The 23921-nt window shown below is 68.1% G+C and carries 12 protein-coding genes and 1 other RNA gene; 2 read left to right on the forward strand and 11 right to left on the reverse strand.

Translation table 11 applies throughout. The features are described from left to right. Positions 1 to 7 precede the first annotated feature (7 nt). Positions 8 to 7243 (reverse strand): polymorphic toxin-type HINT domain-containing protein, encoded by a 7236-nt coding sequence (locus ACZ7L7_RS06240; protein WP_472075061.1) that lies wholly within the window; start codon positions 7241 to 7243, stop codon positions 8 to 10. A 573-nt stretch (positions 7244 to 7816) separates the two neighbouring features. On the opposite strand from ACZ7L7_RS06240, the gene ACZ7L7_RS06245 reads away from it, so the two are divergent. Continuing rightward, positions 7817 to 11290: a DNRLRE domain-containing protein gene (locus tag ACZ7L7_RS06245; RefSeq protein WP_472075063.1), complete on the forward strand. Its 3474-nt coding sequence runs from the start codon at positions 7817 to 7819 to the stop codon at positions 11288 to 11290. A gap of 68 nt (positions 11291 to 11358) precedes the next feature. On the opposite strand, the gene ACZ7L7_RS06250 is transcribed toward ACZ7L7_RS06245, so the two are convergent. From ACZ7L7_RS06250 to ACZ7L7_RS06265, 4 genes are all read right to left on the reverse strand, one after another. Then, entirely contained in the window at positions 11359 to 12681 is a 1323-nt protein-coding gene (locus tag ACZ7L7_RS06250; protein ID WP_453603594.1) for an acyltransferase family protein, read from the reverse strand. 5 nt (positions 12682 to 12686) lie between these two features. Then, positions 12687 to 14876, reverse strand: coding sequence for a polysaccharide deacetylase family protein (locus ACZ7L7_RS06255; RefSeq protein ID WP_472075065.1), 2190 nt, complete (start codon positions 14874 to 14876; stop codon positions 12687 to 12689). Continuing rightward, a complete protein-coding gene (locus ACZ7L7_RS06260) occupies positions 14876 to 15886 on the reverse strand; it encodes a hypothetical protein (protein ID WP_453603598.1) in 1011 nt (336 codons plus the stop codon). Before ACZ7L7_RS06260 ends, ACZ7L7_RS06255 begins: the two co-directional genes overlap by 1 nt. 321 nt (positions 15887 to 16207) lie before the next feature. Further along, positions 16208 to 17161, reverse strand: coding sequence for a LysR family transcriptional regulator (locus tag ACZ7L7_RS06265; RefSeq protein WP_472075067.1), 954 nt, complete (start codon positions 17159 to 17161; stop codon positions 16208 to 16210). A gap of 83 nt (positions 17162 to 17244) precedes the next feature. Here ACZ7L7_RS06265 and ACZ7L7_RS06270 point away from each other — a divergent pair, with 83 nt between their 5' ends. After that, entirely contained in the window at positions 17245 to 18573 is a 1329-nt protein-coding gene (locus ACZ7L7_RS06270) for an MFS transporter (protein WP_285510772.1), read from the forward strand. Here ACZ7L7_RS06270 and ACZ7L7_RS06275 read toward each other — a convergent pair. The 6 genes from ACZ7L7_RS06275 to ftsE all read right to left on the reverse strand — a co-directional run bounded on the left by ACZ7L7_RS06275 (position 18531) and on the right by ftsE (position 23700). Continuing rightward, positions 18531 to 19547 (reverse strand): DUF4232 domain-containing protein, encoded by a 1017-nt coding sequence (locus ACZ7L7_RS06275; RefSeq protein ID WP_471432194.1) that lies wholly within the window; start codon positions 19545 to 19547, stop codon positions 18531 to 18533. The two genes, ACZ7L7_RS06270 and ACZ7L7_RS06275, sit on opposite strands and share 43 nt — an antisense overlap. A 152-nt stretch (positions 19548 to 19699) precedes the next feature. Continuing rightward, positions 19700 to 20068: a transfer-messenger RNA gene (ssrA, locus tag ACZ7L7_RS06280) on the reverse strand. A 136-nt stretch (positions 20069 to 20204) separates the two neighbouring features. After that, on the reverse strand, positions 20205 to 20747 hold the full coding sequence (smpB, locus tag ACZ7L7_RS06285) for an SsrA-binding protein SmpB (RefSeq protein ID WP_285511282.1): 543 nt from the start codon (positions 20745 to 20747) through the stop codon (positions 20205 to 20207). Positions 20748 to 20820: 73 nt separating this feature from the next. Then, the gene (locus ACZ7L7_RS06290) at positions 20821 to 21984 is read right to left on the reverse strand and encodes a S41 family peptidase (protein WP_285510770.1); all 1164 of its coding nucleotides are present in this window, start codon (positions 21982 to 21984) and stop codon (positions 20821 to 20823) included. A 68-nt stretch (positions 21985 to 22052) separates the two neighbouring features. Then, a complete protein-coding gene (ftsX, locus tag ACZ7L7_RS06295; protein WP_285510769.1) occupies positions 22053 to 22970 on the reverse strand; it encodes a permease-like cell division protein FtsX in 918 nt (305 codons plus the stop codon). A 40-nt stretch (positions 22971 to 23010) separates the two neighbouring features. Next, the gene (gene ftsE, locus ACZ7L7_RS06300; RefSeq protein WP_004000799.1) at positions 23011 to 23700 is read right to left on the reverse strand and encodes a cell division ATP-binding protein FtsE; all 690 of its coding nucleotides are present in this window, start codon (positions 23698 to 23700) and stop codon (positions 23011 to 23013) included. Positions 23701 to 23921: the final 221 nt, after the last annotated feature.

The raw sequence follows: 23921 nt of genomic DNA on the forward strand, positions 1-23921 counted from the left end.
TGGAGTGCTACCGATAATTCATCACGCTTCGACGGAAGTAAGAAAGGCCATCCGTCGGCCGGAAGAACGTCGAGATGCTCCCACTGCTGTTCATGTACCCGTAGTACCCCGTGGTCGGATCGAAGCGATGCATACCACCACTAGCCGTACGGACACTGATCGCCGAATCTGGGCCATCGCCGCTCATAAAGTCGCGAGCGGCTTGCCGATACGCCTTTCTTCCACCTGGTCGATCAAACTCCGGCATATCTGGTTCCACGGCACGCGGTTCGCGCTGCTTGCCCCTCTTAAGTCGCACGTCCACTCCCTTGACGTGCTTTGCATAGTGAACTGCCGCAGATAGGTTCGAGTTGAAATCCGGGCAATTACTGTTGTGAACGAGTACCGGCGTAGTCCCCGCCAGCACATAGTACGTGTGCAGGTCATCGACAGTCAGGTTATAGGTACGTGCATGCCGACTGAAGGGGCGGTTTTCAGTGACGATGACCGTGTCACCTGCATCTGTGCGCAGGGACATCCCAGCTTCGAGCCGAAGAGCCGGGATCCAGTCGTCTTCCGAAGGCGACCAGAACGGGTGCTCGTGTGTTGCCGTGAGTTTCTCGATACCGTCCTCAGTAGCGATGGACAGTTCATTGAAGTGCTTGTCGTCTTCCGTGACGATGAGGTGGGTGACTTTTCGCGGTCCGGTCTCACCAGTTTTCGGATCGGCAGCAAGGACTTCGTCCCCTACCTCGATATCTTCAATGTCTGATGTTTCACCGTTGGCCATCAAGACGTCAGTGCCAGCCAAAAAGCACTTGCAAGAGCTAGGCTTCTGGGGGCCTCGGCCAAAGAGTCGGCCATTTCCGCTGACCAGCCCCATTTCTGCCCCAGCATCCGCCAAGTCGACCATTGGGCTCGCCCAAAGGTCGCCGCACTCGCTCTCGCAGGCGTACATCATTGCCTTGACGCGATTCCACGGATCCGGGTCGGTTCCGTCGTCGCGAGGGGCCATGCAGTAGAAGTTCTTACTGGGGTGCGCGTCGCATACGTAATGGACCCAGTGAAGGACCTCTGCAGCTACCTCATCAACCTTGGGGCTGTTGGCAGGGAAATATATGGCCGGGTAAATCTGGACGTACCACGTCTTGCCGACCTTGACCAGGTTGTTGGAGTCCCCATTTGCCGCATCAGGCAGTTCTCCGGTATACCCCGCTCCACTCGATGCCCCCGAGTTCACACCACCGGCGTTGGGGGGAGCGACGGTTACAAACCTCTTCTCACTGCCGTTGCTTCCCGTTCCTCCAATGGGATATCCGACCCCACAGACATCCGCCCTACACAGACCAGACGGGTCACTGAAGCTGACCGGGCTGTTGTTGGAGTACGCATAACCGTTGATCTGCAACGGATCCGTAAGCACCATCACCGGATCCGCCGAAATGAACCGCCCCGCCGCCTGGTCGTATTCCCGTGCGCCGATGTGCGTCAGGCCCGTGGAGTCGTCGATGCCGACGCCCAGGTAGCTGCGCTTGTTCGGCCAAGTGGTGGGCTTGGTGCCGCGGGTCTCGCCGTACGGCTTGAAGGCGCGGCGGGTGATCGACTGGCCGCTCGCCACCTCCACCGAGGTGTTGGCGGTGCCCAGGTGGTCGGCGATCAGGACGGTGAGCTTGTGGCCGGTCGTCGCACCGTTCGTCGTGGTGCGGACGACCGTGGGGGCACCGGGGTGGGCGTACGAGCGGGACGCCTGGGTGATGCTGCCCGTCGCGTTCGTCGTCACCTCCGTTTCGCCCAGGTAGAGGGTCGAGCCGGAAGGTGAGTTCTCCAGGAGGCGATTGCCGTCGGCGTCGTAGACGTACGTCGTCTTGACGCCGTCGTCCGTGATGGAGTCGAGCTTGTTGTCCGGCGACCACTCAAGGTGCTGCGTGGTGTTGGCCAGGTCGCGCACCTTGGTGTTGCCGGTCGCGTCGTTCTCGTACGAGCTGCCCTTGCCGGACGGGTTCGAGCCTATCCACGCCATGGTGTGCGGCTGGATCTTGTACGACGGGGTGGTGCCGTTGCCGGCGACCGTCTTGCCGTAGCCGTAGGTGAACGTGGTGTCCTTTGTGGCGTCCGCCGGGTCGTGCTCGACGAGCTTCGCCCGGTTGGCGAGCCAGTCGAAGGTGAAGGACTGCCAGTAGGCGGTGGAGCCGGTGGAGACCGTCGCCGCGTCGGGTGCCGCCGCCGCGAGCGTGGACGTCAGGGTGGTGTCAGGGCTCGTGTGGTCCGTCGACGCGTCCGGTGCTTCGGCCACCGGGCCGGAAGCGGGCGCGTAGCTGGTGCGGTGGCCCCATGTCGTGCCGTCGGACGCCTTGCATCCCGTGCCACTGCCGTTCGGGGTGATGTTCGACGTCCAGGCATGGACCAGCTCACCCATCACGTCATAGGTGAAGCACTGGTTGTCCCAGGTGTTGTCACCGAACTTGCGGGCGTTGGATGTGATCGAGCCGGAGACGTCGTAGGAGTAGTAGCTGTCCGCGATGCGGTGCGGGCCAGCGGTTTCGCGGTCCGAGACCGTGCGCTGGAGGCGCCCCGTGTAGGGGTCGACGAAGTTCGTCGTCCAGACGCGGTATGGCTGGGCGGCCGAAACCGTGCGCAGTGCCTCGCCGTACGGGGAGTAGGTGACATCGGACGTGTACCACTTCGCGCCCGAAGTGGACTCCGGGAGGCCGTCGCTGTTGTAGCGGGTGACGACCTTCTCGCTCGCCAGGCCGCCCACGGCGGGCAGCGTGGCCGAGTGGGGCTTGCCCGTGGGGGTGTACGTGTACGCGTACGAATACGTGCCGGACAGACCCGCCGTCATGGAGTTGGCGGGGATGACCGTCTCGCTGCCCTTGACGTTGTAGTCGGAGTCGTAGCCCGTGACGCGGTTGATGTAGTCGCCCGTGTCCGTGTGCCGGATCGAGGCGAGGGGCTGGCCGATACCGCCGGGCGCCGTGTCGTAGGTGTACTCCTTCTCAGGGGTCGCCGTTGCCGATCCCCGGCGCACCTTCACGATGCGTCCGAGGAGGTCGTACTCGGTGAACGTCTCCTGCTCACGCGCGTTCTTCACCCGGTTCGGGCGGTCGGCGTCGTCGTACCAGGTGTCCGTCCGGCCGACGTCGGGGTCGGTGGTCGACGTGACCCGGGCCCGCGCATCGTACGTGTACGTCCACTTGTTCCCCGCGGGGTCGGTGACCGTGTCGAGGTGGCCCCGTGCGTCGTAGTCGTACGTCGTCGTGCGCCCCTCCGTCGCGGACGACGACTCCTTGGAGTAGTGCTTGATGGACGTGACCCGCCCGAGCGCGTCGAAGTACGTGCGCGTCGTCGGCGTCGTCGAACCGGGCGGATTCACCCAGGTGCTGGTGTCGCTGTACGTCGTGTAGGTCGCGAACTTGTAGTGGCCGCCCTGGTAGACCGAGGCCCGGTGCTCACGCTCCAGTCCGTCGTAGCGGAACTTGGTCCACGTGGGGATCACACTGTCCGACTTGGGGACGAACAGCTCCTGGCCCGGCTCCCCCTTCGCGAGGTACGCGCCGGTCTTCTCGTCGACCAGACCGTGGTCGTTGTAGCTGGTGTCCGTGACGATCCGGCCCGGACCGTGTGCCTCGGTCTGGGTCTGGACCTCACGGGACAGACCGTCGTAGAGGGTGACCTGGCGGCTGTAACCGCCGTCGTCCTGGAGGGTCTCGGTGGTCACCGCGGCGGGCTTGTTGACCTTGCCCTTGGCGACCGCCGAGTGGTACGTGAACTTCACGTTGGGGGACTTGCCGTCCGAGCGGGACGGGGCCCAGCCCTTCACCAGCCGGCCGAGAGCGTCGTACTCGGTACGCGTCACACGGTTGTTGGGGTCCGTCACCGTCAGGGGCAGGGCCCGGCCGGGGTCGTACGTCGTCGTGGTCTCGTGCCCCAGCGCGTTGATCGTCTTCGTGGAAGTGACCGGGCCACCGGAGTCACCCGGCGTGTACTGCGTCTCCGTGGTGCCCACGCCCGGTGCGGTGACCTTGCGGGTACGGCCCAGGGGGTCGTAGGTCACCGTCATGACCTGGGAGTACGACGTGCCCTTGCCGTCCGTCTGGGCCGCCGAGGTCAGCCGGCCCTTCGTCGGGGAGGCTCCGTAGGCCTGGCCGTCGTAGGAGTTGCGGACCGCCGATATCAACTGGGTGGCCGGGTCGGCGTCGGCGTGGTTGGCGCAGGACGTACCAGTGGTGCGCTGTTCCTTCGGCAGGCCGATCAGCCAGTCCGAGGAGTTGTGCACGTACGACGTCTTCGTGCACGTCCGGTCGGACAGTTGCTCCCCGTTGCTGCCGGGCTTGACGACCGCGGTCTCGATCTGGACCGGCAGGCCGTAGGTGTCGTCCACCTCCGTGAGGGTGCGCACCGCGCGCCAACTGCTGCCGTTCCGCTGGATCTTGTCCGTACGGTCGATACCGACGCGGTGCGCGAGCAGCGGATCGGCCGCGGTGCCGTCCTCGTTCTCACGGGCGCGGGAAGCGGTCTGCTTGGACCACGGGAAGTTCAGCGTCCATTCGCGGGCCTTGCCCAGAGAGTCGTCGTAGGCGATGGATTCCGCGACCATGCCCGCGTACTGGGGCTTGTCGTCCGCCGCCAGCGTGTACTTGCCCGTGGAATCCTTCACCTCTCCGCCGGTGCCCAGGAAGTACCTGGTCACCGAGCGCGACTGGGGGTTCAGCTCACCCGGCTGGGGCACGGTCCTGGTGCCCTTGTCGACGGTCACCTGCCGGTATCCGCGCCAGTCGCTGTACGTCCGCAGCGAGGGACGGGTGAACTCGTCGTCGCTCTTGGCCCAGGCCGCACCGGAGTACTTGTACGTCATGATGATCGGCTTGCTGTGCGAGGTGACCTTATCGGTCTGGGTCACCGAGGCGACGACGTACTTGTTGAACCAGGCCTTGGCCGGCTTCTTCTCGTCCCCGTCCGGCGACCAGCGGACCGGGTAGCAGGTGCCGTTGCTCCTTTCCTTGTCCGTCGCGGGCTCGGTCGCGCAGCCGCCCCGGTACTCCACCTCGATGTCACCGCCCAGTTCCGTGGAGACGGTGCCGATGCGGGGGCGGGTGAAGCCGGGTCGCTGGTCGCTCGCTCCCCTGCTCACCAGGTTGGGCAACTGCCGGTCCAGCAGGCGGGCGTGGAGCGGCGACTCCGTGCCGACCGTGTACGGGGAGAAGCTGATGCCGTCCTTGGACTGGAGCGTGCCCTTGCTGTCGCCTGGTGCGTAACCGGTGCGGGTGATGGAGTTCAGCCAGAGGCCCGGAGAGGTGTCGTACCAGTCCAGCGGGAAGGACTGGTGCAGCGTGTACTTGTCGACCAGGCCCAGTCCGGACTGGCCGGCGCGTGCGGCCTTCGTCGTCACAGTGTCCAGGCGCATCTGCGTCCAGAAGGACGGGAAGGACGGGCACAGCTTGGACGTGGACTTGCAGTTGAGGTTCCCGGGGGTGTCCCACCAGGGGCGGTAGGCACCCGGGTCGTCCGTCTTGGCGAAGTTGGCGGCCTCGCAGGCGCTCTCCGACTTGAGGCAGCGCTGCTTCACACCGAACGTGACGGTGGCGGAGGGCTTGGTCAGGTCCGCGGTGCGCATCCCGTACTCGATGGACGTCGGGTACGCGTAACGGTCGTACTGCTCGGGCGACTTGAACTTCTCACGGACGGCGTAGTAGTTCGTCTCCTGCTTCCAGTTGACCACCATGGCGTTGCCGTGGACATCGACGACCTTGTCCATGCCCCAGCGCCAGGCCTGCTGCTTGCCCGAGCCGCAGCGCGAGTCGGCGAAGGAACTGTTGTGGCAGGGCTCACCGGGGTGGTTGCCGAAGACGGGGACGGTGGAGACGGAGTTCGTGTCGGCGTGGTCACCGCCCACGTTGTTCTGGCCGTAGTAGTACTTGGTGCCGTCCGGCGTGGTGACGACCCAGTACTCGCCGTTGTTGTCGCCGTTGCTGCCGCCGGTGCGGTGCTCGACGCGCGTGCCGTCGTCCTGCTGCGGACGGTAGATCTCGGTGCCCGTCTCGGGGTTGCCGCCCTCCTCGACCCGGACCAGCTCCACGGTCTTGCCGTTCAGGGACATCACGGCGTTGGCCGACACCCAGCACAGGTCGGCGGTCTTGTTGGCCTTCGCGGTGTTGTTGGGCGTGCCCGCGTCCAGCTTCTTGCGGTCATCCTGACAGGTGCGGTAACGCCGCTCGATGTAGCCGGGATCGTAGCTCCAGCCCTCCCCGATCCACGACGCCTGCGGCGAGGACACACCTGTACGGCCGTCCACTGTCTGGGAGTTGTAGCCGAAGGTGATAGCCGGGGCGGGGCCCGCCGGTGGCGGCGGCACCGTCAGCGGGTACGACCAGGTGAAGGCGCCGGACGAGCCGCCCGCCTCCCACTTGCCGTCCGAGGCGAGCGGCGTCGCCTTGAACGTGCCGCCCGCACCGCCGCCCGAGTCGGCCGTACCGACCACAGCGGTGGAACCGGAGGCCGCCGCGGTCGTGGCCGATGTCGAAGTCCGGTACGCCGCCTGGACAACGCCGGAGTCACCGCGCCCGGTCGAATGAGCCGCTGCCGGTGTCACATCCTCCTGTGCTCCGGGGTCCACCGTCGCCGTGATGGTCCCGGTGGCCTCGTCGTTGACCGTCTCCAGTTCCTCGTACGCCTGGCACGCCTCGTCCTCCGGCGTGTCCAGGTAGCAGTCGGGGAACTGAACCAGTTTCAGCCGGGATGCCCAGTCCGCACCGTAGAGGTTCTTGAACGTGGAATAGTCCAGCTTGACCGACACTGGTACGGCACCCGTGTCGGGTCCTCGGACCACCATGACCGTGCCGCCGACGCTCTGACTGACCGCCGAACTGCGGTCAGGAATGGTGACCTGCCACGTACCCGTCGGAGCCGGCTCGTCGGGTGCCTGGCCGAGGCTGACCGGCAGGTTCCCGACCGGGGTTTCCTCTGCTGCGGCCGCCCGGGCGGACAGCGAGGCCTGGCTCGCCGTGGAGCCGAAATTGACGGTGCCCGTCACGTTGGACGGTGGGGTCACCGAGTTGGGCGGTGGCTGGACCTGCTCCTTGGGAATCTCCGCACGAAGGGACTCCAGCTGCCTGCTGAAGGGCACGCCCTCAAGAGGCTTCTCCTGGTCCAGTTCCTCAAGCGTCAGCGTCTCACGACCGACCTCGGCCTGAGCGGGATCGGGCGGCAGCGCCCATGACTGGGCGGGAAGCAATCCCACCAGCAGCACAGCGGCCAGGGTGGGCACGGCTGCACGCGTGACAGTACGACGGGCATGCGGAAGTGGGCCGAACACGGCGAGGTCCCCCCGGACCACTCGGAGCGGGACCGGTAACGGACCACGCGCGACAACGTTTCAGTTCACGGGGATTCTGTGACCGGACTGTGAAGAAACGCCAGGCCCGCCGGAATCATGTGATCAATGCCACGGTGCGTAGCGATGCGTTACGCAATGAATGCAGCCAACCGCGAGAACTGCCGACATAAAACCGCGCGTGCCGTTTTTAGTCGAGCAAGGGGCAAACAGATGCTATTCACTCCATAAGCACCACTGCCGCAGCACGATTTGGCAGGATATCAGGTATTTGTTCGCCTCAATATTCACGGCAGAAGCTGTCTTTGACGGGACGTCAAACTAGTTGAGAGGCAAACGAAGCGCCCTGTTCATACCCCTCCGCGCAGACCGCACAGGATGACGACAGCTTCTTCATGGGTCATCATCAGGTCGCCTCGCCATGCCCTTGCCACGGCCGGCCGACAGTCTCGGCGACGGCGCACCCTGGCCTGTCGCCGGTCCACAGGGGGAAGGGGAGTTCGTCCCATGTCGCGCAACTGGCGCCGCAGACCCGGCCGTCGGGCCACTGCCGTGCTGATCGCCACCGTCATCGCCGCGACCGGCATCGTCTACGCCGGGTACCGCCTCGACGACGGAACCGAGGGCCGGGACGACGCCCGCGGCCGGCACACGCGGCCCGTGACCGAGGCCGCCGCCATCGACCGGGCCGCCCGCACCGACAAAGCGGTTGAGGTCACCGCCGCGCGTACTGCGAACTCCACCACCTGGGCCCTCCCCGACGGCCTGATGAGGAAGCGCGTGTACGCATCGCCGATCCGCGCCAAGGTGGACGGCGAGTGGAAGAAGATCGACCCGAGTCTGCGGCGCGCGAAGGCCGGTTGGGAGCCGAAGGCCACCAACACCCGCATGGTCTTCTCGGCCGGATCTGGCAAGGCCGAACAGCGGGCCTCCCGGAGTTCCGTGCGGCGGGCATCCCTGGCGCAGTGGGCGGCGGCGGACGACAGCGCCAGTCCCCTCGTCACGCTCTACGTGGACAACAACCAGCACCAGATCCAGCTGACCTGGCCGGGACCCGTTCCCGCGCCGATCATCCAGGGCAACCGTGCGCTGTACCCGGAAATCCTCCCCGGCGCGGACCTGGTCCTTACCTCGGAGGACGACGGATTCGCGCAGATGCTGGTGCTGAAGGAGCGTCAGGCAGCGTCCGATCCGCGCGTGCAGCAGCTTGTGTACGGCCTCCAGTCGTCCACGCTCACCTTCCGCCTCGACCCACTCTCCGGCATCGTCAGCGCCGAGAACGCGTACGGCAACGAAGTAGCCGTGTCGCCCACGCCGCTGATGTGGGACAGCAGCGGCGCCCCTGCCGTCACCGACGGCGGAGTCGGTGCGACGGCTCAGCCGACCGAGGCGGAGACCCCGGACCCCACGGACTCCCCCAGCCCGTCTCCCGAGGAGGGCGAGGATCCCAGCCCCAGCCCGACCGATGAGGAAGAAGTCGAGTCGGACGAGCAGAGCGACACCGACGTAGAGGAACTGCCCTCGGACGACCCCGAGCCCGAACCCACCTTCTCGGACTCCCCGTTGCCCTCCGCACCGACCGAGCCGACCCCCGCTCCGTCGCAGACGGGGTCCGCGAGCACGCTGAGCCTGCCCTCCCTCAACGGGCCCTCCCCCGACTCACGCGGCGAACTGGTCGAGCCCGACCTGGAGGTGGGCAAGTGGACCCTCACCCCTGACCAGGAGTTCCTCCAGGACCCCGAGACCACCTATCCCGTCTTTATCGATCCCTCGGTCAAGAAGCACATCCAGAACTGGACGACTGCCTACAACCGGCACCCCAACGCCACCTTCTACAACGGCAAGGGCTTCAATCCGGGAGGTACGCACGAGGCCCGTGTCGGCTTCGAGTCCGACACGTGGGGGACGTCGCGGTCCTTCTTCAACATGGACTTCGACTCGTCCCTCAAGGGAACGAAGATCGTGAGGGCCAAGCTGCGGCTGCTGGAGACCTACTCCTGGTCGTGCAGCCCCCGCTCGATGAGCGTGCACCTCACCGGCCGCATCAACGCGCACACCAACTGGAAGAACGCCCCCAAGCTCCACGACGGCAACAAGCTGGCCACCAAGAGCTTCGCGCACGGCTACAAGTCGGGCTGCCGGGACGAATACGAGGCGTTCGACGTCAAGAAGGGCGCCCAGGAGGCGGCCGACGACGGGGACAAGTCGATCACCTTCGGTATGCGTGCACGCGACGAGAACTCGCAGTACGCCTGGAAGAAGTTCCAGGCCAACGGCGACCACGGCCCCGTTCTCGAACTGGACTACAACCGCCCGCCCTCCATCGTCGCGAACTCCCTGGATCTGGGGCCGGACGCCAAGTGCACGACCACGAAGCCGTATGTCCGCGTGGGTTCGGGCAAGCTGACGTTCACGGCCAAGGCCACGGACAAGGACAAGAACCTCGATTTCTTGAACTTCGACCTGTGGCCGATCGACAAGTGGAAGGAGACCGGCGACCTGCTGGGTTCGACCGGCAAGGTGTCGGTGGGCGATGACAAGGACTCAGTGGTGGCGACGACGTCGGGGTTCCCCACCAGCAACCTCAAGAACGGCACCTACTCCTGGCGTGTGCAGGCCCATGACGACAGAGACTCGCGGTCCAAGTGGGCGCCCTCGAAGACTCCGTGCCGCTTCGTGCTGGACACCTCTGCGCCCAGTTCACCGAAGGTCAGCTCGACGGACTTCCCGAATGCCGACGGAGAGAATAACGGCTTCGGCAACGACGCCGAGGACGCCAACTGGAGCACCAAGAAGTTCGGAACGCCCGGAAACTTCACGGTGCGCGCCCTCAACAAGGACGTCGTCCGGTACGAGTACGGCTTCAACTCGCCGACCTACACCGGTTCCGTGAGCAGGACCGCGGGTAGCGAGACGAGTGTCAGCGCCACGATCAGCAACGCCAAACCGCCGGCCGCAGGGCCCAACGTGCTCTATGTGCGGGTCGTGGACAGCGCGGGCAACGTCTCGGATCCGACGAAGTACTTCTTCTACGTCAGCCCCCGCGACCAGGCCGACAAACCCGGCGACTTCACCGGTGACGGGCTTCCCGACCTCATGGTCGTCACCGAGGCCGGCAACCTCAGCCTCTACCCCTCCCAGGCCAAGGCGGACCTGTCCAAGGGCAGCGGTGACCTGGACTACTCCATGTCGGGGGCCTACCGGCCGAACCCCGACAAGGATCCGAACGGCGACGATCTGCCACCGTACACAGCAGCGCCCAGTGGGCACTTCACGGGAGCTCTGATCTCGCACAACGGCGACATCTACGGCGGTGACGGCCTCCAGGACCTGGTCGTCCGGGTCGAGGGCAAGCTGTGGGTGTATCCGGGTGACGGCTACGGCGCCGTCAACATCGACCGGCGCCGCGAGATCCTCCTGCCCGAGGGAGCGCCCAGCCCGTCGGCCCTGACGCAGATCGTGGCAGCGGGCGACATCACCGGCGACGGACGTACCGACTTCCTCGCCACCGCCGGTGACGAGCTGTGGGCCTTCACCGGTTACCACGGGGCCACCGTCGACCAGGCTGTGCGGCTCATCGCCTCGTCCGCCTGGGCCGAACGTGATCTGGTCGCCGTCCAGGACGTCTCGGGTGACGGTGTCGCCGACCTCCTCTACCGTTCCGACACCTCCGGAAGACTGCTGCTGCGCAAGGGGATCGCGGCCTCGGGCGGCGGTGTCGTACTGAACTCGCTTTCCTCCGCCGCCAATTCGGCCGACGGCACGGACAACGAGTACGCGGCCTCGGGATGGACGAAGGCGAGCGTTCCGCACCTCTTCGGGACGCCGGATGCCAACGGGGACGAGGTGCCCGACATCTGGGCGGTCCGGTCGGACGGCTCGGTGCGCTTCCACGCCGGTGGCAAGACCGCTCTGTCCGGGTCCGGGACGGAGATCATCACGCCCAAGGACTACTGGAAGACGCGGATCGCCATCGGATGAGTCCGGACAACGAGGTGGGGGCCCGCACCCAGGGCCCCCACCGCTCCGTCGATCAGGCCGACAGCGGGTCAGCTCTTACGGCGCCGCGATCCACGGGATGCCTTGCGACCGCCGCCGCGCTTGGCGGCGGATGCCGAACCGTCCGGCCACAGCTGCGGCTTGCGCTTGGCCGCGAGGTCCTCCGCCCAGCCGAACCACACGATGCAACCGAAGATCAGCAGCCAGGCGAAGACCAGCACCGGCCACGGACTCTCCAACAGCCAGGAGAAGTGCATCCACATCACGTCGATGCCCCACAGCTGGTCCCACATCGTCGCCGCGGCGAGGATGCAGATGTTGTGCCACAGGTAGATCGTCACCGCTCGGGAGTTGAGCAGGGTGATCAAGCGGTCCCAGCGGCGCAGGCGGCGCGGCCACTCGGACCACGAGGGGCTGAAGTGCAGCAGCAGCAGCACCGTGCCGAAGGACCACAGGGCCTGGGCGAGGGGCATGCTGTCGAGGTCGTTGCCCTCCCCGAAGTCGTGGTTGGTGGCGTACCACAGGCCCAGCAGGGCGATCACCGGCGCCACGGACGGCACGATGTAGCGCGGAAGACGGCTCAGGACCCCCTCTTGGTGCGCCATACCGAGAATCCAACAGGCACCGAAGGTGCTGAAGTCGGTGAGGGCGGAGGGGAAACGCTCGCCCGGAAGGTCGAGGTAGCCCTGCTCCAGGACAACCGCCAGCACCAGGGGCGCGAGCACTGTCGCCACGGGCACCGCGCGCAGCAGCTTGAGGATGAACGGCGAGAGGAGGACGTACCAGAGGTACGCCCGGATGTACCAGAGCGGTCCGGCGAAGTCGACGGCCCAGTTCTCGCCGATGACACCGTGGATTCCGGGAAGGCCCTCGGCGTACGGCGGATCGCTCAGCGGAACGATCCAGTAGGCCAGGTGAATCCACCACCAGCCGGGGTGGTTGTCGGGGTCCGGGCCCCAGCCCTGGATCACCATGCCGGTGACGCCGACCGCGCCCAGCAGCCACAAGGGGGGCAGGAGCCGGCGCATACGACCCCTGATGACCTGTATCGCCGGACGCTTCAGGGAGCGCGCCATGAGATTGCCGGCGAGGGCGAACATCACGCCCATGGAAGGGAAGACGAGCGGGAGCCACGCCCAGCCCATCAGGTGGTAGAGGACCACCCGGAACAGGGCGAGAGCGCGGAGAAGATCGAAGTAGCGGTCGCGGACGGGGCCGCGGCGGACCTTCTCCTCCACCGTGTCGGCGGGCTTCGTCTCCTCGGACGGCGGGGTCACGAGGACCGTCGTGTCCAGGGTGTGATGCGCGGTCGGTGGCTGGCCTGCACCGGGCGTCGCCGAGACCGGCGGGAAGTCACCGGAGTAAGGGTTCATCGAAGTCACCGGACCGGCCTCTCATTCATTGCCTGCTGACCGAGCGCCGAGTCCGGCACAGGTGCCCCGACCACACCCGTCCGCCGCAGCTTCTGCCAGCGCAGGCGGCCGCCGGTCAGAGCGGTGATCCAGGACTGCAGGAGCACGACGTACATGAGCTGTCGGTACAGGATCTGCTGGAGCGGCAGGGAGATCAGGTGGACCATCTTTTCCCGGTCGAGACGGAAGGCGTAGGCGGCGCAGACCGCCTGGATGGCGAGGACGCCCAGCCAGGCCATGATCGTCTTCTGGGTCGGGCCGAAGATCAGGCCGTAGAGGAGGAAGACGTCGATCAAGGGGGCCAGCAGCGGGGCCAGCACCATGAACAGGGAGACCAGAGGCAGGCCGACGCGGCCGAAGCGGCCGGAGGGGCCACGCTCCACGATCGCCTTGCGGTGCTTCCAGATCGCCTGCATGGTGCCGTAGGACCAGCGGTAGCGCTGGGACCACAGCTGCTGCACGGTCTCCGGGGCCTCGGTCCAGGCGCGGGCGTTCTCCGCGTAGACGACACGCCAGCCGTCGCGGTGCAGCGCCATGGTGATGTCGGTGTCCTCGGCGAGCGTGTCGTCACTCATGCCGCCGACCCGTTCCAGGGCCGTGCGCCGGAAGGCACCCACCGCGCCGGGGATGGTCGGCATGCAGCGCAGCATGTCGTACATCCGGCGGTCCAGGTTGAAGCCCATCACGTACTCGATGTGCTGCCAGGCACCGATGAGCGAGTCCCGGTTGCCGACCTTGGCGTTGCCCGCGACGGCGCCGACGCTCGGGTCGCCGAAGGGCTGCACGAGTTCGCGGACAGTGGCCGGTTCGAAGACGGTGTCGCCGTCCATCATGACGACGATGTCGTAGCGCGCGTTGGCCACACCGCGGTTGAGGGCGGCGGGCTTGCCCGCGTTGAGCTGGCGGATGACCCGCACGTTGGGCAGGTTCATCGCCTCGACGATGCGCGCGGTGCCGTCGGTGGAGCCGTCGTCGATGACGAGGACCTCGATCGGGTGCTCGCTCGCCATCAGGGAACGGACAGTGTTCTCGATGCACTTGGCCTCGTTGTACGCGGGCACCAGCACCGACACCGGTTCGGTGACCGGCGGTCCCCAGCGGAAGCGCCGTCTGCGCACCTTGCGGGCGTGCACCGCGGACAGCACCAGCATCAGCACGAACCGGCTGATGACCAGGAAGCCGATGATCGACAGGCCGACGACCAGCACGGCGGTGATGTTGTCGGAGGCCTGCACCAGGAAGACCCAGGCCTTGCCCTTCCACAGTTCGGCGCCCGTGACCTGGCTGTGCGCGCTGGGCGCGTCGAGGGCCTCGGTGAGGTTGTCGAACTCGTAGCCCCGCTCCTGCATCTGCGGCAGGAAGCGGTCCAGGGCCGCGACGGTCTGGCTGCGGTCGCCACCGGAGTCGTGCATCAGCACGATCGCGCCCTTGGTGCCCTTGGGCGTGGCCTTGCGGATGATCGCCTCGACGCCCGGCCTCTTCCAGTCCTCACTGTCGGTGTTGTTGACGACCGTGATGTAGCCGCGCGAGCCGATGTACTCGGTGACCGGCCAGGACTCGTTGTCCATGGCGGCGGAGAACGAGGAGTACGGCGGCCGGAACAGCGAGGTGCGGATGCCGGCCGCGCCGGTGATGGCGAGCTGGTTCTGCGACAGCTCCCAGTCGATGCGCTTCTTGGTCTGGAATGACAGGTCCGGGTGGTTGAAGGTGTGCAGGCCGATCTCGTGGCCCTCTTCCACCATGCGCTTGACCAGGTCCGGGTAGCGCGAAGCCATGGTGCCGGTGACGAAGAAGACACCGTGCGCGTCGTGCTTCTTCAGCACGTCCAGGACCTTGGGGGTCCACTCGGGGTCGGGCCCGTCGTCGAAGGTGAGCACGAGCCGGCGGTCCGGCACCTTCAGGGTCTCGGTGCGGCCGCTGCGGGCGTCGATGACCGGACCGCCCTTGAGGATCTGCTGCGGAACCTTGTCGTTGTCGGCGGCAGGGCGGACGCGGTGGTCGGCGAGGATCTCGCTGTGCACGTATCCACGCAGCATCAGCATCGCCATCATCGCGGCAAGGACAAGAACCGGCAGCAGCAGCCGCATGGGCACGCGGCGGCGCCGGGCGTCGGGGGCCTGGGGACGGCCGCCCCGACGGCGGGAACGGGAAGCCATCAGAGGGTGTGCTCCGGGTACGGGTCGTGCGAATGAGCGGTGAGGTTCTGGGGCTGGCCCGCGGCGACCGAGTCGGCTCCGGTGCCACCGCCGGCCTCGCCGCCGCCGGTGGACTCGGTCTCTTCCGGCGGTGTGGGCTCGCCGGTCTCCGTCTCGGTGGGGCCGGGGGCGGGCTCGGTCGCCGTGTCGGTGGGGTCCGGCTTCGGCGTGGTGCCGCCGGTACCCGAGCCGGTGGTCGGCTTCTTGGACGTCGTCGGCTCGGGGTCGGTGGTGGCGTCCGGCGCCTCGCCGGTGGCGGTGGCGCCCGGCACGGCGGCGGTGGCCCCTGCGGAGGGCGTGACGCCGTCGCTCGCGGAGGGGCCGGCGCCCGGGGAGGCTCCGTCGGGCCCGTCGGTCGACGCCGACTCGGCGGGCAGCGGTGAGGTGTCGACCTTTCCGGCCGGGGTGTCCTCCTTCTGGTCCTGAACGGGCAGCCAGGGTGCGTTGGAGTTGCCGGACATCAATGTGACGACGATCACGACGGCGTAGACCGCGCAGGCGAGGGCCACGGCCATGCCGATCCGCCGGAAGCGGCGGCTGCGGCGGCCGGACTCGTCCACGAAGACCGGCCCGTCGGAGGCTTCCGAGCCGTTGGGGCCCGCCTTGGCTCCGCGCAGCGAACCGTCCATCTGGAGGTTGACGCTGTCCAGCTGGATGGTGACCTCGTGCGGGTCGTGGGTGGCGGCGTCGTCGGCCGCGTCCCAGGGGTCGCGGATCGCCGCGGGGGACTCGCGGACCTCGGTGACCGGCGGAAACGGGTCAGCGGGGGCCGGGCCGTTGCGGGCACCGCGCGGCTGAAAGGCATCGTTTGCAGCCGCGTTCCTCGGCGCCTCACCGCGTCGGCCCGCGCTCGGCAGCGCCTCGGTGCGGTCGAACCGGTCGAACGCCGAGAGCAGCTCGGTCAGGTCCTCCCCATCCGCCGCGGCCGGGCCGCCGGAGCCGGAGGCCCCGGCGGGGCCGCCGCCGGGCACGGCTTTGGGGAGTACAGCAGTCTCGTCCCCACCCGCCGGTTCCGGTCGGAACGCCGTGGTGTTGGGAAACGCCTGTGTGCCACCCCCGCCCAGCGGCTTCGGCTGGGTTCCGGATGCGGCCTCGGGCCACTCCGGTTGGGCGTCTTCTCGCCAGTTGTTCACGCGCGCACATCCCCCCAGGGACAGTTCCGGGTGCGCGTACGACACTGAGCACCCGTCGATCGGTACCGGGCCCCCACCCGGGCCGAGCGCCCCCTTTACCACAATGTGCTCAGGCCAAGAATGTAGCGCACGAGTGAGTTCTGTGTTTGCCGTGTGTCATTAGTTGAACCGCATCGTGACTTTGTCACTGGCTGGAATCCAACCCTCCGGGTGTGGCCGAAGCCACTCCTCCGCGGCCGCCAGCTCGGCCCCCGCCCGTCTCAGAGCGTCCAGAGCGGGATGCACCAGCCCCTTCCGCCACACCAGCGAGACCGGGGAGAGCGGCACCGGATCGATCAAGGGGCGCAGTACCGAGGCGGGCATGGCCGGAAAATCCACGACGGCGAGGACGGGTGTCCGGGTCTTCGTCATGATCCGCTGGAACTCCTCGACGCCGACGGCGACCGGCGCGGGAGGCGCCACCTCGATCCCCCGCCCGGCGAACAGCTCGCGCGCGAGATCCGTCCACTCCGGGGTGCGCGGATTGCCCGCCCCCGCGTATACGACCGAGCCCGCCAGCGCGTCGAGCGGTACGGCGTCCAGGGCGGCCAGCGGATGCCCCTCGGGCAGCAGCACCGCCATCGGTTCGTAGCGCACGGGCTGGTGGTCGAGGCCGGCGCGCAGGGCGGGGGCGAGTCCGGAGTACCGCCCGAAGGAGGCGTCCAGGCGTCCGGCGAGCAGATCGGCCGCGGCTCCGGTCAGCCCGCTCTCGTAGCGGGCCATCAGTTCGAGCTCGGGGGCCAGTTCGCGGGCGCGGGCGAGGACGCGGTGGCCGGTGCCGAGGCCGGGCGAGTTCAGGTCCACCAGCAGCGGCCGGGCCTGTCCGAACGCGGCGAGCAGGTCCTCGTGCGCGGCCAGCGCCCGCCGGGCGTGCGGCACCAGGCGCTCCCCGTCCGCGGTGAGCGTGACCTGACGGGTGGTCCGGACGAACAGTTCGGCGCCCAGCTCCCGCTCCAGCCGCCGTACGTCCCGGCTGAGCGCCTGCTGGGCGACGTAGAGCCGGGCGGCGGCGCGGGTGAAGTGCAGTTCCTCGGCGACGGCGAGGAAGGCGCGCAGGAGTCGGGGGTCGGGCATGCCGGGAATTTACAACGCGGGTGTGTCAATCGCCGCGGAGCAGGTGTTGGACCCCTTGATCCACTCCGGGTGAAGGTGGGGCCATGCCTCGACCGACCTCCGCCTACCGGCGGCTCTTCGCCCTGCCCGGGGCCCGCGCCTTCACCGCCGGGAACCTGCTGGCCCGCCTGCCCATGGGCATGTTCAGCGTGAGCGCGGTCGTGATGATCGCCGGGGAGCGGGACTCTTACGCGCTGGCCGGGGCCGTGGTCGCGGCGGGGCTGGCCGCGACGGCTCTGGTCGCGCCGTGGATCGCGCGGCTCATCGACCGGCACGGGCAGGCGCGGGTGGCCCTGCCCGCCACGCTGGTCGCGGTCCTCGGCGGCCTGTCGCTGATCCTGTGCGTCCGCGCCGGGACCCCCGACTGGACCCTCTTCGCCGCGTACGCCGCAACCGCCACGACGCCCAACATCGGCGGCATGTCCCGGGCCCGCTGGGCGCATCTGCTGAAGGACGACGCGGCGGCGCTGCACACCGCGAACTCCTTCGAGCAGGCGGCAGACGAACTGTGCTTCATGCTGGGCCCGGTCCTGGCCGCGTTCCTGAGCGGCACGGCCTTCCCGGAGGCGGGCACGCTGGCGGGCGTACTGCTCCTGGCGACGGGCATGACGCTGTTCACGGCCCAGCGCTCGACGGAACCCCCGGTACGGCCGCGTACGGACCCCACACACCCCCCGTACCGCGCCCCGGGCATGCCCGCGCTGCTCGCCGTCTGCCTGGCCATGGGGGTCGTCTTCGGCGCCGTGGAGGTCGTCACCCTCGCCCACGCGGACACCCTCGGCCACAGCACGGCGGCGGGCGCGGTCCTCGCCCTCCAGGCGGCGGGCTCCTGCGCGGCGGGGCTCCTGTACGGCGCTATGAGGCCGGCGAGTTCGCCGGAGCGCCGCTACCCGTGGTGCATAGCGGCGATGACGGCACTCCTGACCCTGCCCCTGCTCGCGGCGACGCTCACCGACTCCCTGCTCCTCCTGGCCGCCACGCTGCTGGTATCCGGCATGGCCACCGCCCCCACGATGATCACCAACATGACCCTGATCCAGCACCGCACCCCCGAGGGCCACCTCAACGAGGGCATGACCCTGGCGGTGACCGGCCTCCTGGGCGGCATCGCCCTGGGCAGCGCGGCAGGCGGCTGGACCGCGGAACACGTGTCGGCTGCGGCAGGATACGGCGTACCGGTGTGCGCGGCAGTGCTGGCCACCGCCATGGCGGTGGGCACTCGTGCCGCAGCTGCGGGCAGTCGTGCCGCTGGGGCGGCACGGGTGGGCGCAGCGGCACCCCGCAAGCGCGGGCAGGCGAACCCACCCCCGACGCGCGCCACCGCCCCGCGTCAGTCACCCGGCGTCGACGCCCCGGTCTCCGAGCCTCGGTAGTCCTCGTCCTTCTGCCACGGCCCGACGCCCAGCTTCCCGGTCGTACCGAGGTCCAGCTCCGGCGTGACCATGACGGGCGCGTCACCGGGGGCGGCCTGCACACGGACGTAGGGCGCGTTGACCGGATCGCCGAACTCGGTCGTGTTGCGCCACGCCAGTGACGCCCGCGCGGCCTCACCGGGAGCCAGCGAGACAGGACGCGCGGTGTCGTCCCCCAGCCCGGTACTGATCGACCCCGTCCCCTCCAGGATCCGTACGCCCGTCACCTTCCGATGGTCCTCGTCGAACAGCTCCAACTCGGGATAGCCGTTGAACCGCAGTGTCTCCGCACCGCAGTTGACCAGGTGCAGCCCGACCACCCGCAACCCCATCGCGGCGTCGCCCTCGTCCGCGTACACATGCACCCCGGACTTGGGGCAGGGGCCGGACTTGGTCGGTGCCTCGGCGGTGGGGACGCTGCGGGCGCGGAGGATTTCGACGGTGGGCGCCGCGTCCGGCGGCAAGTCCTTCATCACCACCGTCCCTTTGACGGTCCGTCCGGCACCGACCGCCTCGACCGTGCGGTCGATCGGCTCCATGCCCCGGCCGGAGGAGCCGAACGCGAAGGTGATCGTGTAAGTGGCCGTCTCCGGACCGCTGTTGGTGACCTCGAAGTCGGCGGAGTAGTCGACGCCGTCGCAGCCGCTGCCGGGCCCCCAGGCATACAGCCCGGTCACCCGCACCTCGTCGTCGCCCTGGCCGTCGGACGGCGGCAGCGGCAGCTTTGACGGCGTCCCCGAGGGACGTGCGGCGGGCGTCGGTTCGTCCGGTGCGGTGGGCAGCGCGCCGTACTGCTGCTGCGAGGGGCACAGGGTGGCCCGGGCGACCCGCCCGTCCCCTCCTCCCCCGGCCTCGTCGCTCTTCTCGGTGCCGCACGCGGCCAGTAACAGGGCACCCAACAGGACAGCGGGAACTGCGCGACGGGGGGTAGGCATCCGTCCACCTCATCAGCCGGTGATCGTCGAGAGCAGTGGCCCACCTCACACCACCCGTCACAGCCCTGTCACAGCCGCAGCCGGGCACGACAAAGGCCCCGTCGCCGGAAGCGACGGGGCCTTGGCCCACATGGGGTGGTCCCCGGAGGGACAAGTGGAGATGGCGGGAATCGAACCCGCGTCCAACGGTGCGGAATCAGGGCTTCTCCGTGTGCAGTCCGGTACGAGTTTCTCGGCCCTCCGGATCACCCGGACAAGTCCGGAACGGGCCCAGTCACTGTTTGATTTCCCTCTTCACCCCGTGACCGGGATCAAGGTTTAGTTCCCTAGCTGATGCCAGGATCCGGGTCGGGAACAGCCCCGGGCTGACACTTCGCAAGTCGCTACTTAGGCAGCGAGGGCGAAGGAATCGCGCTTGGTGTTGGCGATTATTTGTTTCGGCCTGTGGTTAACGAGATCATGGCCGCTTCCTCGACACGCTTCCCCTGCTTCGACAGCCGCTGTCGAAACCGATCATCCCCATGTTGTTTTTTCAAACACCCTCTGGTGAGGGCGGCGCGCACCCTCGATGAGGTGCAGTGCCATCGTACGTGACCAACGCGGGCGCGTGCCAGCGTATTCCCGGCGTCGGACGGCGCCGGACGGCATCGGACCGCGTCAGACGCCCCGCTGCCGCCGCTTCGCCGCCGCGATGGCCCGGTCCGACTCCCGCCGGTCCTGCTTCTCGCGCAGGGTCTGGCGCTTGTCGTACTCCTTCTTGCCTCGCGCCAGGGCGATCTCTGCCTTCGCCCGGCCGTCCTTGAAGTACAGGGCGAGCGGCACGATCGTGTGACCGGTCTCCCCCGCCTTGACCTCCAGCTTGTCGATCTCCTCGCGGTGCAGCAGCAGCTTGCGCTTGCGGCGCGCGGAGTGGTTGGTCCAGGTGCCCTGGGCGTACTCGGGGATGTGCGCGTTGTGCAACCACGCCTCGCCCCCGTCGACCTGGACGAAGCCGTCCACCAGCGAGGCACGGCCCTGGCGCAGCGACTTCACCTCGGTACCGGTCAGCACCAGACCGGCCTCGTAGGTGTCGATGATCGCGTAGTCGTGCCGCGCCTTCTTGTTCTGCGCGACGATCTTGCGCTTGCCGCCCTTCTCGCCGTCCCTGGCCTTGGCTGCCGACCCGCCCTTCTTGGGCTGGGCCTCCTTGGGTACGTACATTCCCTTGCTCATAGTGCCGTCCATTTTCGCACTACGGAGGGGGTCGGCGGGAAGCAGATTTCGGGGGCGGGGGCTACGTGGGTCCCAGTCCGCTCAGTACCGTCCCGGCCCGCTCCAGGGCCTGCTCCTCGACCTTCAGATCGGGCTTGATGCCCTGGCCGTCGACCTCGCGGCCGGAGGGGGTGCGGTAGTGCCCGACGGTCAGTTCGGCGACGGAGCCGTCGGGGAGCCGGCTCGGCATCTGCACCGAGCCCTTGCCGAAGGTGCGCGAGCCGACCACGACCGCGCGGCCGCGGTCCTGGAGGGCGCCGGTGACCAGTTCGGCCGCGCTCATCGTGCCGCCGTCGACGAGCGCGACCAGGGGTCTGGTGGTGTCGCCGCCGGGCTCGGCGTGCAGGGCGCGCTGGTCGCCGTCGACGTCGTAGGTGGCGACCAGGCCGCCGTCGAGGAAGGCGGAGGCGGCGGTGACGGCCTCGGTGACCAGTCCGCCGGAGTTGCCGCGCAGGTCGAGGATGATCCCGGCGCCGTCGGGGGCCTCGCGGACCGCGCTGCGGACGGTGTCGCCGGAGCCCTTGGTGAAGGAGTCGACGCGGATGACGGTGACCGCTCCGGCCAGCTTGTCGACGGTCACCGAGTGGGTGGAGAGGGTGGCCCGGCGCAGCGTGAGGCTCCACGCGCGCGTGCCGCGCTCCAGACCGAGCCGCACCTGCGTACCGGCCGCCGCGTCGGTGGCGTCACCGCGCAGTAAGGAGACGACCTCGGTGACGGGCAGCCCGTCGACCTTCTCGCCGTCGACGCTGCGCAGCCGGTCCCCGGCCCGGATCCCGGCCGAGGCGGCGGGCGATCCCTTGCCCACCTTGCTCACTTCGATACGGCCGTCCCGCTCGCGCCGCGCCCACAGGCCGACGCCGGTGTACCGGCCGTCCAGGGCCTTCTCGAACTCCTCGTACTCGCCCTCGGAGTAGATCGCGCCCCAGCGGTCGCCGCTGCGGCTGACCGCGCGCTCGGCGGCCTCCACGGGAGACTTGCCGTCGGCCATCGCCTCGGCGGCCGCGGCCGCGACCTGCTCGTGGCGGACGCTGGTGCTCGAACGGGCGGCATCGGAGGCGGACTTCCGTTCGGGTCCGGGCAGGGAGTCGGTCGCCGCCCCGGCGACCAGCACGCAGGCGAAGACCAATGTCAGGGCGGCCCCGCGGCGGATGCGACGGGGCTGGCAGAACAGGTCACGACCTGACATGCCGGTGAGTCTAGGACAACGCAAGGGGCCGTACGGTCCGTTGACCGGACGGCCCCTCTTGGTAAGAGTCACACCTTCAGGTACTTGCGCAGCGCGAAGAACGCGGCCAACGCGGGCATCAGCAGACTCGTGGCGAGGATGAGCGGCAGCTTGGTCAACACCGCGTCCCAGCCGATGAAGTTGATCAGGTTCAGCTTCTCGGACAGCGCGAGTCCGTGATCGATGATGAAGTACCGGGCCACCACCAGGAATCCGCAGGCGACGGCGCCGCCGATCAGTCCGGCGACCGCGGCCTCCATGATGAACGGCGTCTGGATGTAGAAGCCCGAGGCACCGACCAAGCGCATGATCCCGGTCTCGCGCCGCCGGCTGAACGCCGAGACGCGCACCGTGTTGACGATCAGCATGAGCGCCACGACCAGCATCAGCGCCATCATCGCGAGGGCGGCGATGTTCATGCCCTCCAGCAGCCCGAAGAGGTTGTCCAGGATGCCCTTCTGGTCCTGCACCGACTGCACCCCGTCGCGCCCGTCGAAGGCGGTCGCGATGACCTGGTACTTCTCCGGGTCGGTAAGCTTGATGCGGTACGACTCCTGCATCTGGTCCGGGGTGAGGGAGCTGGCCAGCGGGGAGTCGCCGAACTGCTCCTTGTAGTGCTTGTACGCCTCGTCCTGCGACTCGTACGTCACCGTGTCGACGACCGGCATCTTGTCGAGGTCGGCGAGGATCTCCTTCTTCTGGTCCTTGGTCACCGCGCCCTTGGCGCAGTTCGGGTCGGACTCGGCGTCGCTCTTGTTGCAGAGGAAGATCGAGACGTTGACCTTGTCGTACCAGTAGCCCTTCATCGTGTTGACCTGGTCGTTCATCAGGAGCGACCCGCCGAACAGCGCGAGTGACAGGGCGACGGAGACGATGACGGCGAAGGTCATCGTCAGATTGCGGCGGAGACCGACACCGATCTCTGACAGTACGAACTGGGCGCGCATGGCGTCTGCTTCAAGCCTTTCCGTGGAACTAGCTGCGGTCTCAGTGCTGGTAGCCGTAGACGCCGCGGGCCTGGTCGCGGACGAGGCGGCCCTTCTCCAGCTCGATGACGCGCTTGCGCATCTGGTCCACGATGTTCTGGTCGTGCGTCGCCATCACCACGGTGGTCCCGGTCCGGTTGATCCGGTCGAGCAGTTTCATGATGCCGACGGAGGTCTGCGGGTCGAGGTTGCCGGTGGGCTCGTCGGCGATCAGCAGCTTGGGCCGGTTGACGAAGGCCCGCGCGATGGCGACGCGCTGCTGCTCACCACCGGACAGCTCGCCCGGCATCCGGTCCTCCTTGCCGCCGAGCCCGACGAGGTCGAGCACCTGCGGCACGGACTTGCGGATCTCCCCGCGGGACTTGCCGATGACCTCCTGGGCGAAGGCCACGTTCTCGGCGACCGTCTTGTTCGGCAGCAGCCGGAAATCCTGGAACACCGTCCCCAGCTGGCGGCGCATCTGCGGCACCTTCCAGTTGGACAGGCGCGCGAGGTCCTTGCCGAGAACGTGCACCTGACCGTGGCTGCACCGCTCCTCGCGGAGGATCAGCCGCAGGAAGGTGGACTTTCCGGAGCCGGAGGACCCCACGAGGAACACGAACTCGCCCTTCTCCACTTCCAGGGACACATCCCTGAGTGCGGGGCGGGTCTGCTTGGGGTAGACCTTGGATACGTTGTCGAATCGGATCACGGATGCACCACGGGTCGCCGGGGGTAGATGAGCGTGACCATACGCGAGTCGGGTGCGGGAGTGCAGGCAGCGGTCGGGGTTGCGCCGGGGTTGTGCGTATTTGTTCCTGCCTGACGAGGTGCGGGAACCGCCCTCCGGGAGCGGGCCGCGCGCCATGTGGGGGAACCTGGCACAGTAGATAAGGGGAACGTTCTGCATCCCCGAGGCGTTCTCCCACTGCA

This window comes from Streptomyces sp. NPDC110618 (assembly GCF_055657065.1).

Coding starts and splice junctions, on each gene's coding strand:
- ACZ7L7_RS06245 (WP_472075063.1), top strand. CDS start 7,817: ATGTCGCGCAACTGGCGCCGCAGACCCGGCCGTCGGGCCACTGCCGTG.
- ACZ7L7_RS06250 (WP_453603594.1), bottom strand. CDS start 12,681: ATGAACCCTTACTCCGGTGACTTCCCGCCGGTCTCGGCGACGCCCGGT.
- ACZ7L7_RS06255 (WP_472075065.1), bottom strand. CDS start 14,876: ATGGCTTCCCGTTCCCGCCGTCGGGGCGGCCGTCCCCAGGCCCCCGAC.
- ACZ7L7_RS06265 (WP_472075067.1), bottom strand. CDS start 17,161: ATGCCCGACCCCCGACTCCTGCGCGCCTTCCTCGCCGTCGCCGAGGAA.
- ACZ7L7_RS06270 (WP_285510772.1), top strand. CDS start 17,245: ATGCCTCGACCGACCTCCGCCTACCGGCGGCTCTTCGCCCTGCCCGGG.
- ACZ7L7_RS06275 (WP_471432194.1), bottom strand. CDS start 19,547: ATGCCTACCCCCCGTCGCGCAGTTCCCGCTGTCCTGTTGGGTGCCCTG.
- smpB (WP_285511282.1), bottom strand. CDS start 20,747: ATGTACGTACCCAAGGAGGCCCAGCCCAAGAAGGGCGGGTCGGCAGCC.
- ACZ7L7_RS06290 (WP_285510770.1), bottom strand. CDS start 21,984: ATGTCAGGTCGTGACCTGTTCTGCCAGCCCCGTCGCATCCGCCGCGGG.
- ftsX (WP_285510769.1), bottom strand. CDS start 22,970: ATGCGCGCCCAGTTCGTACTGTCAGAGATCGGTGTCGGTCTCCGCCGC.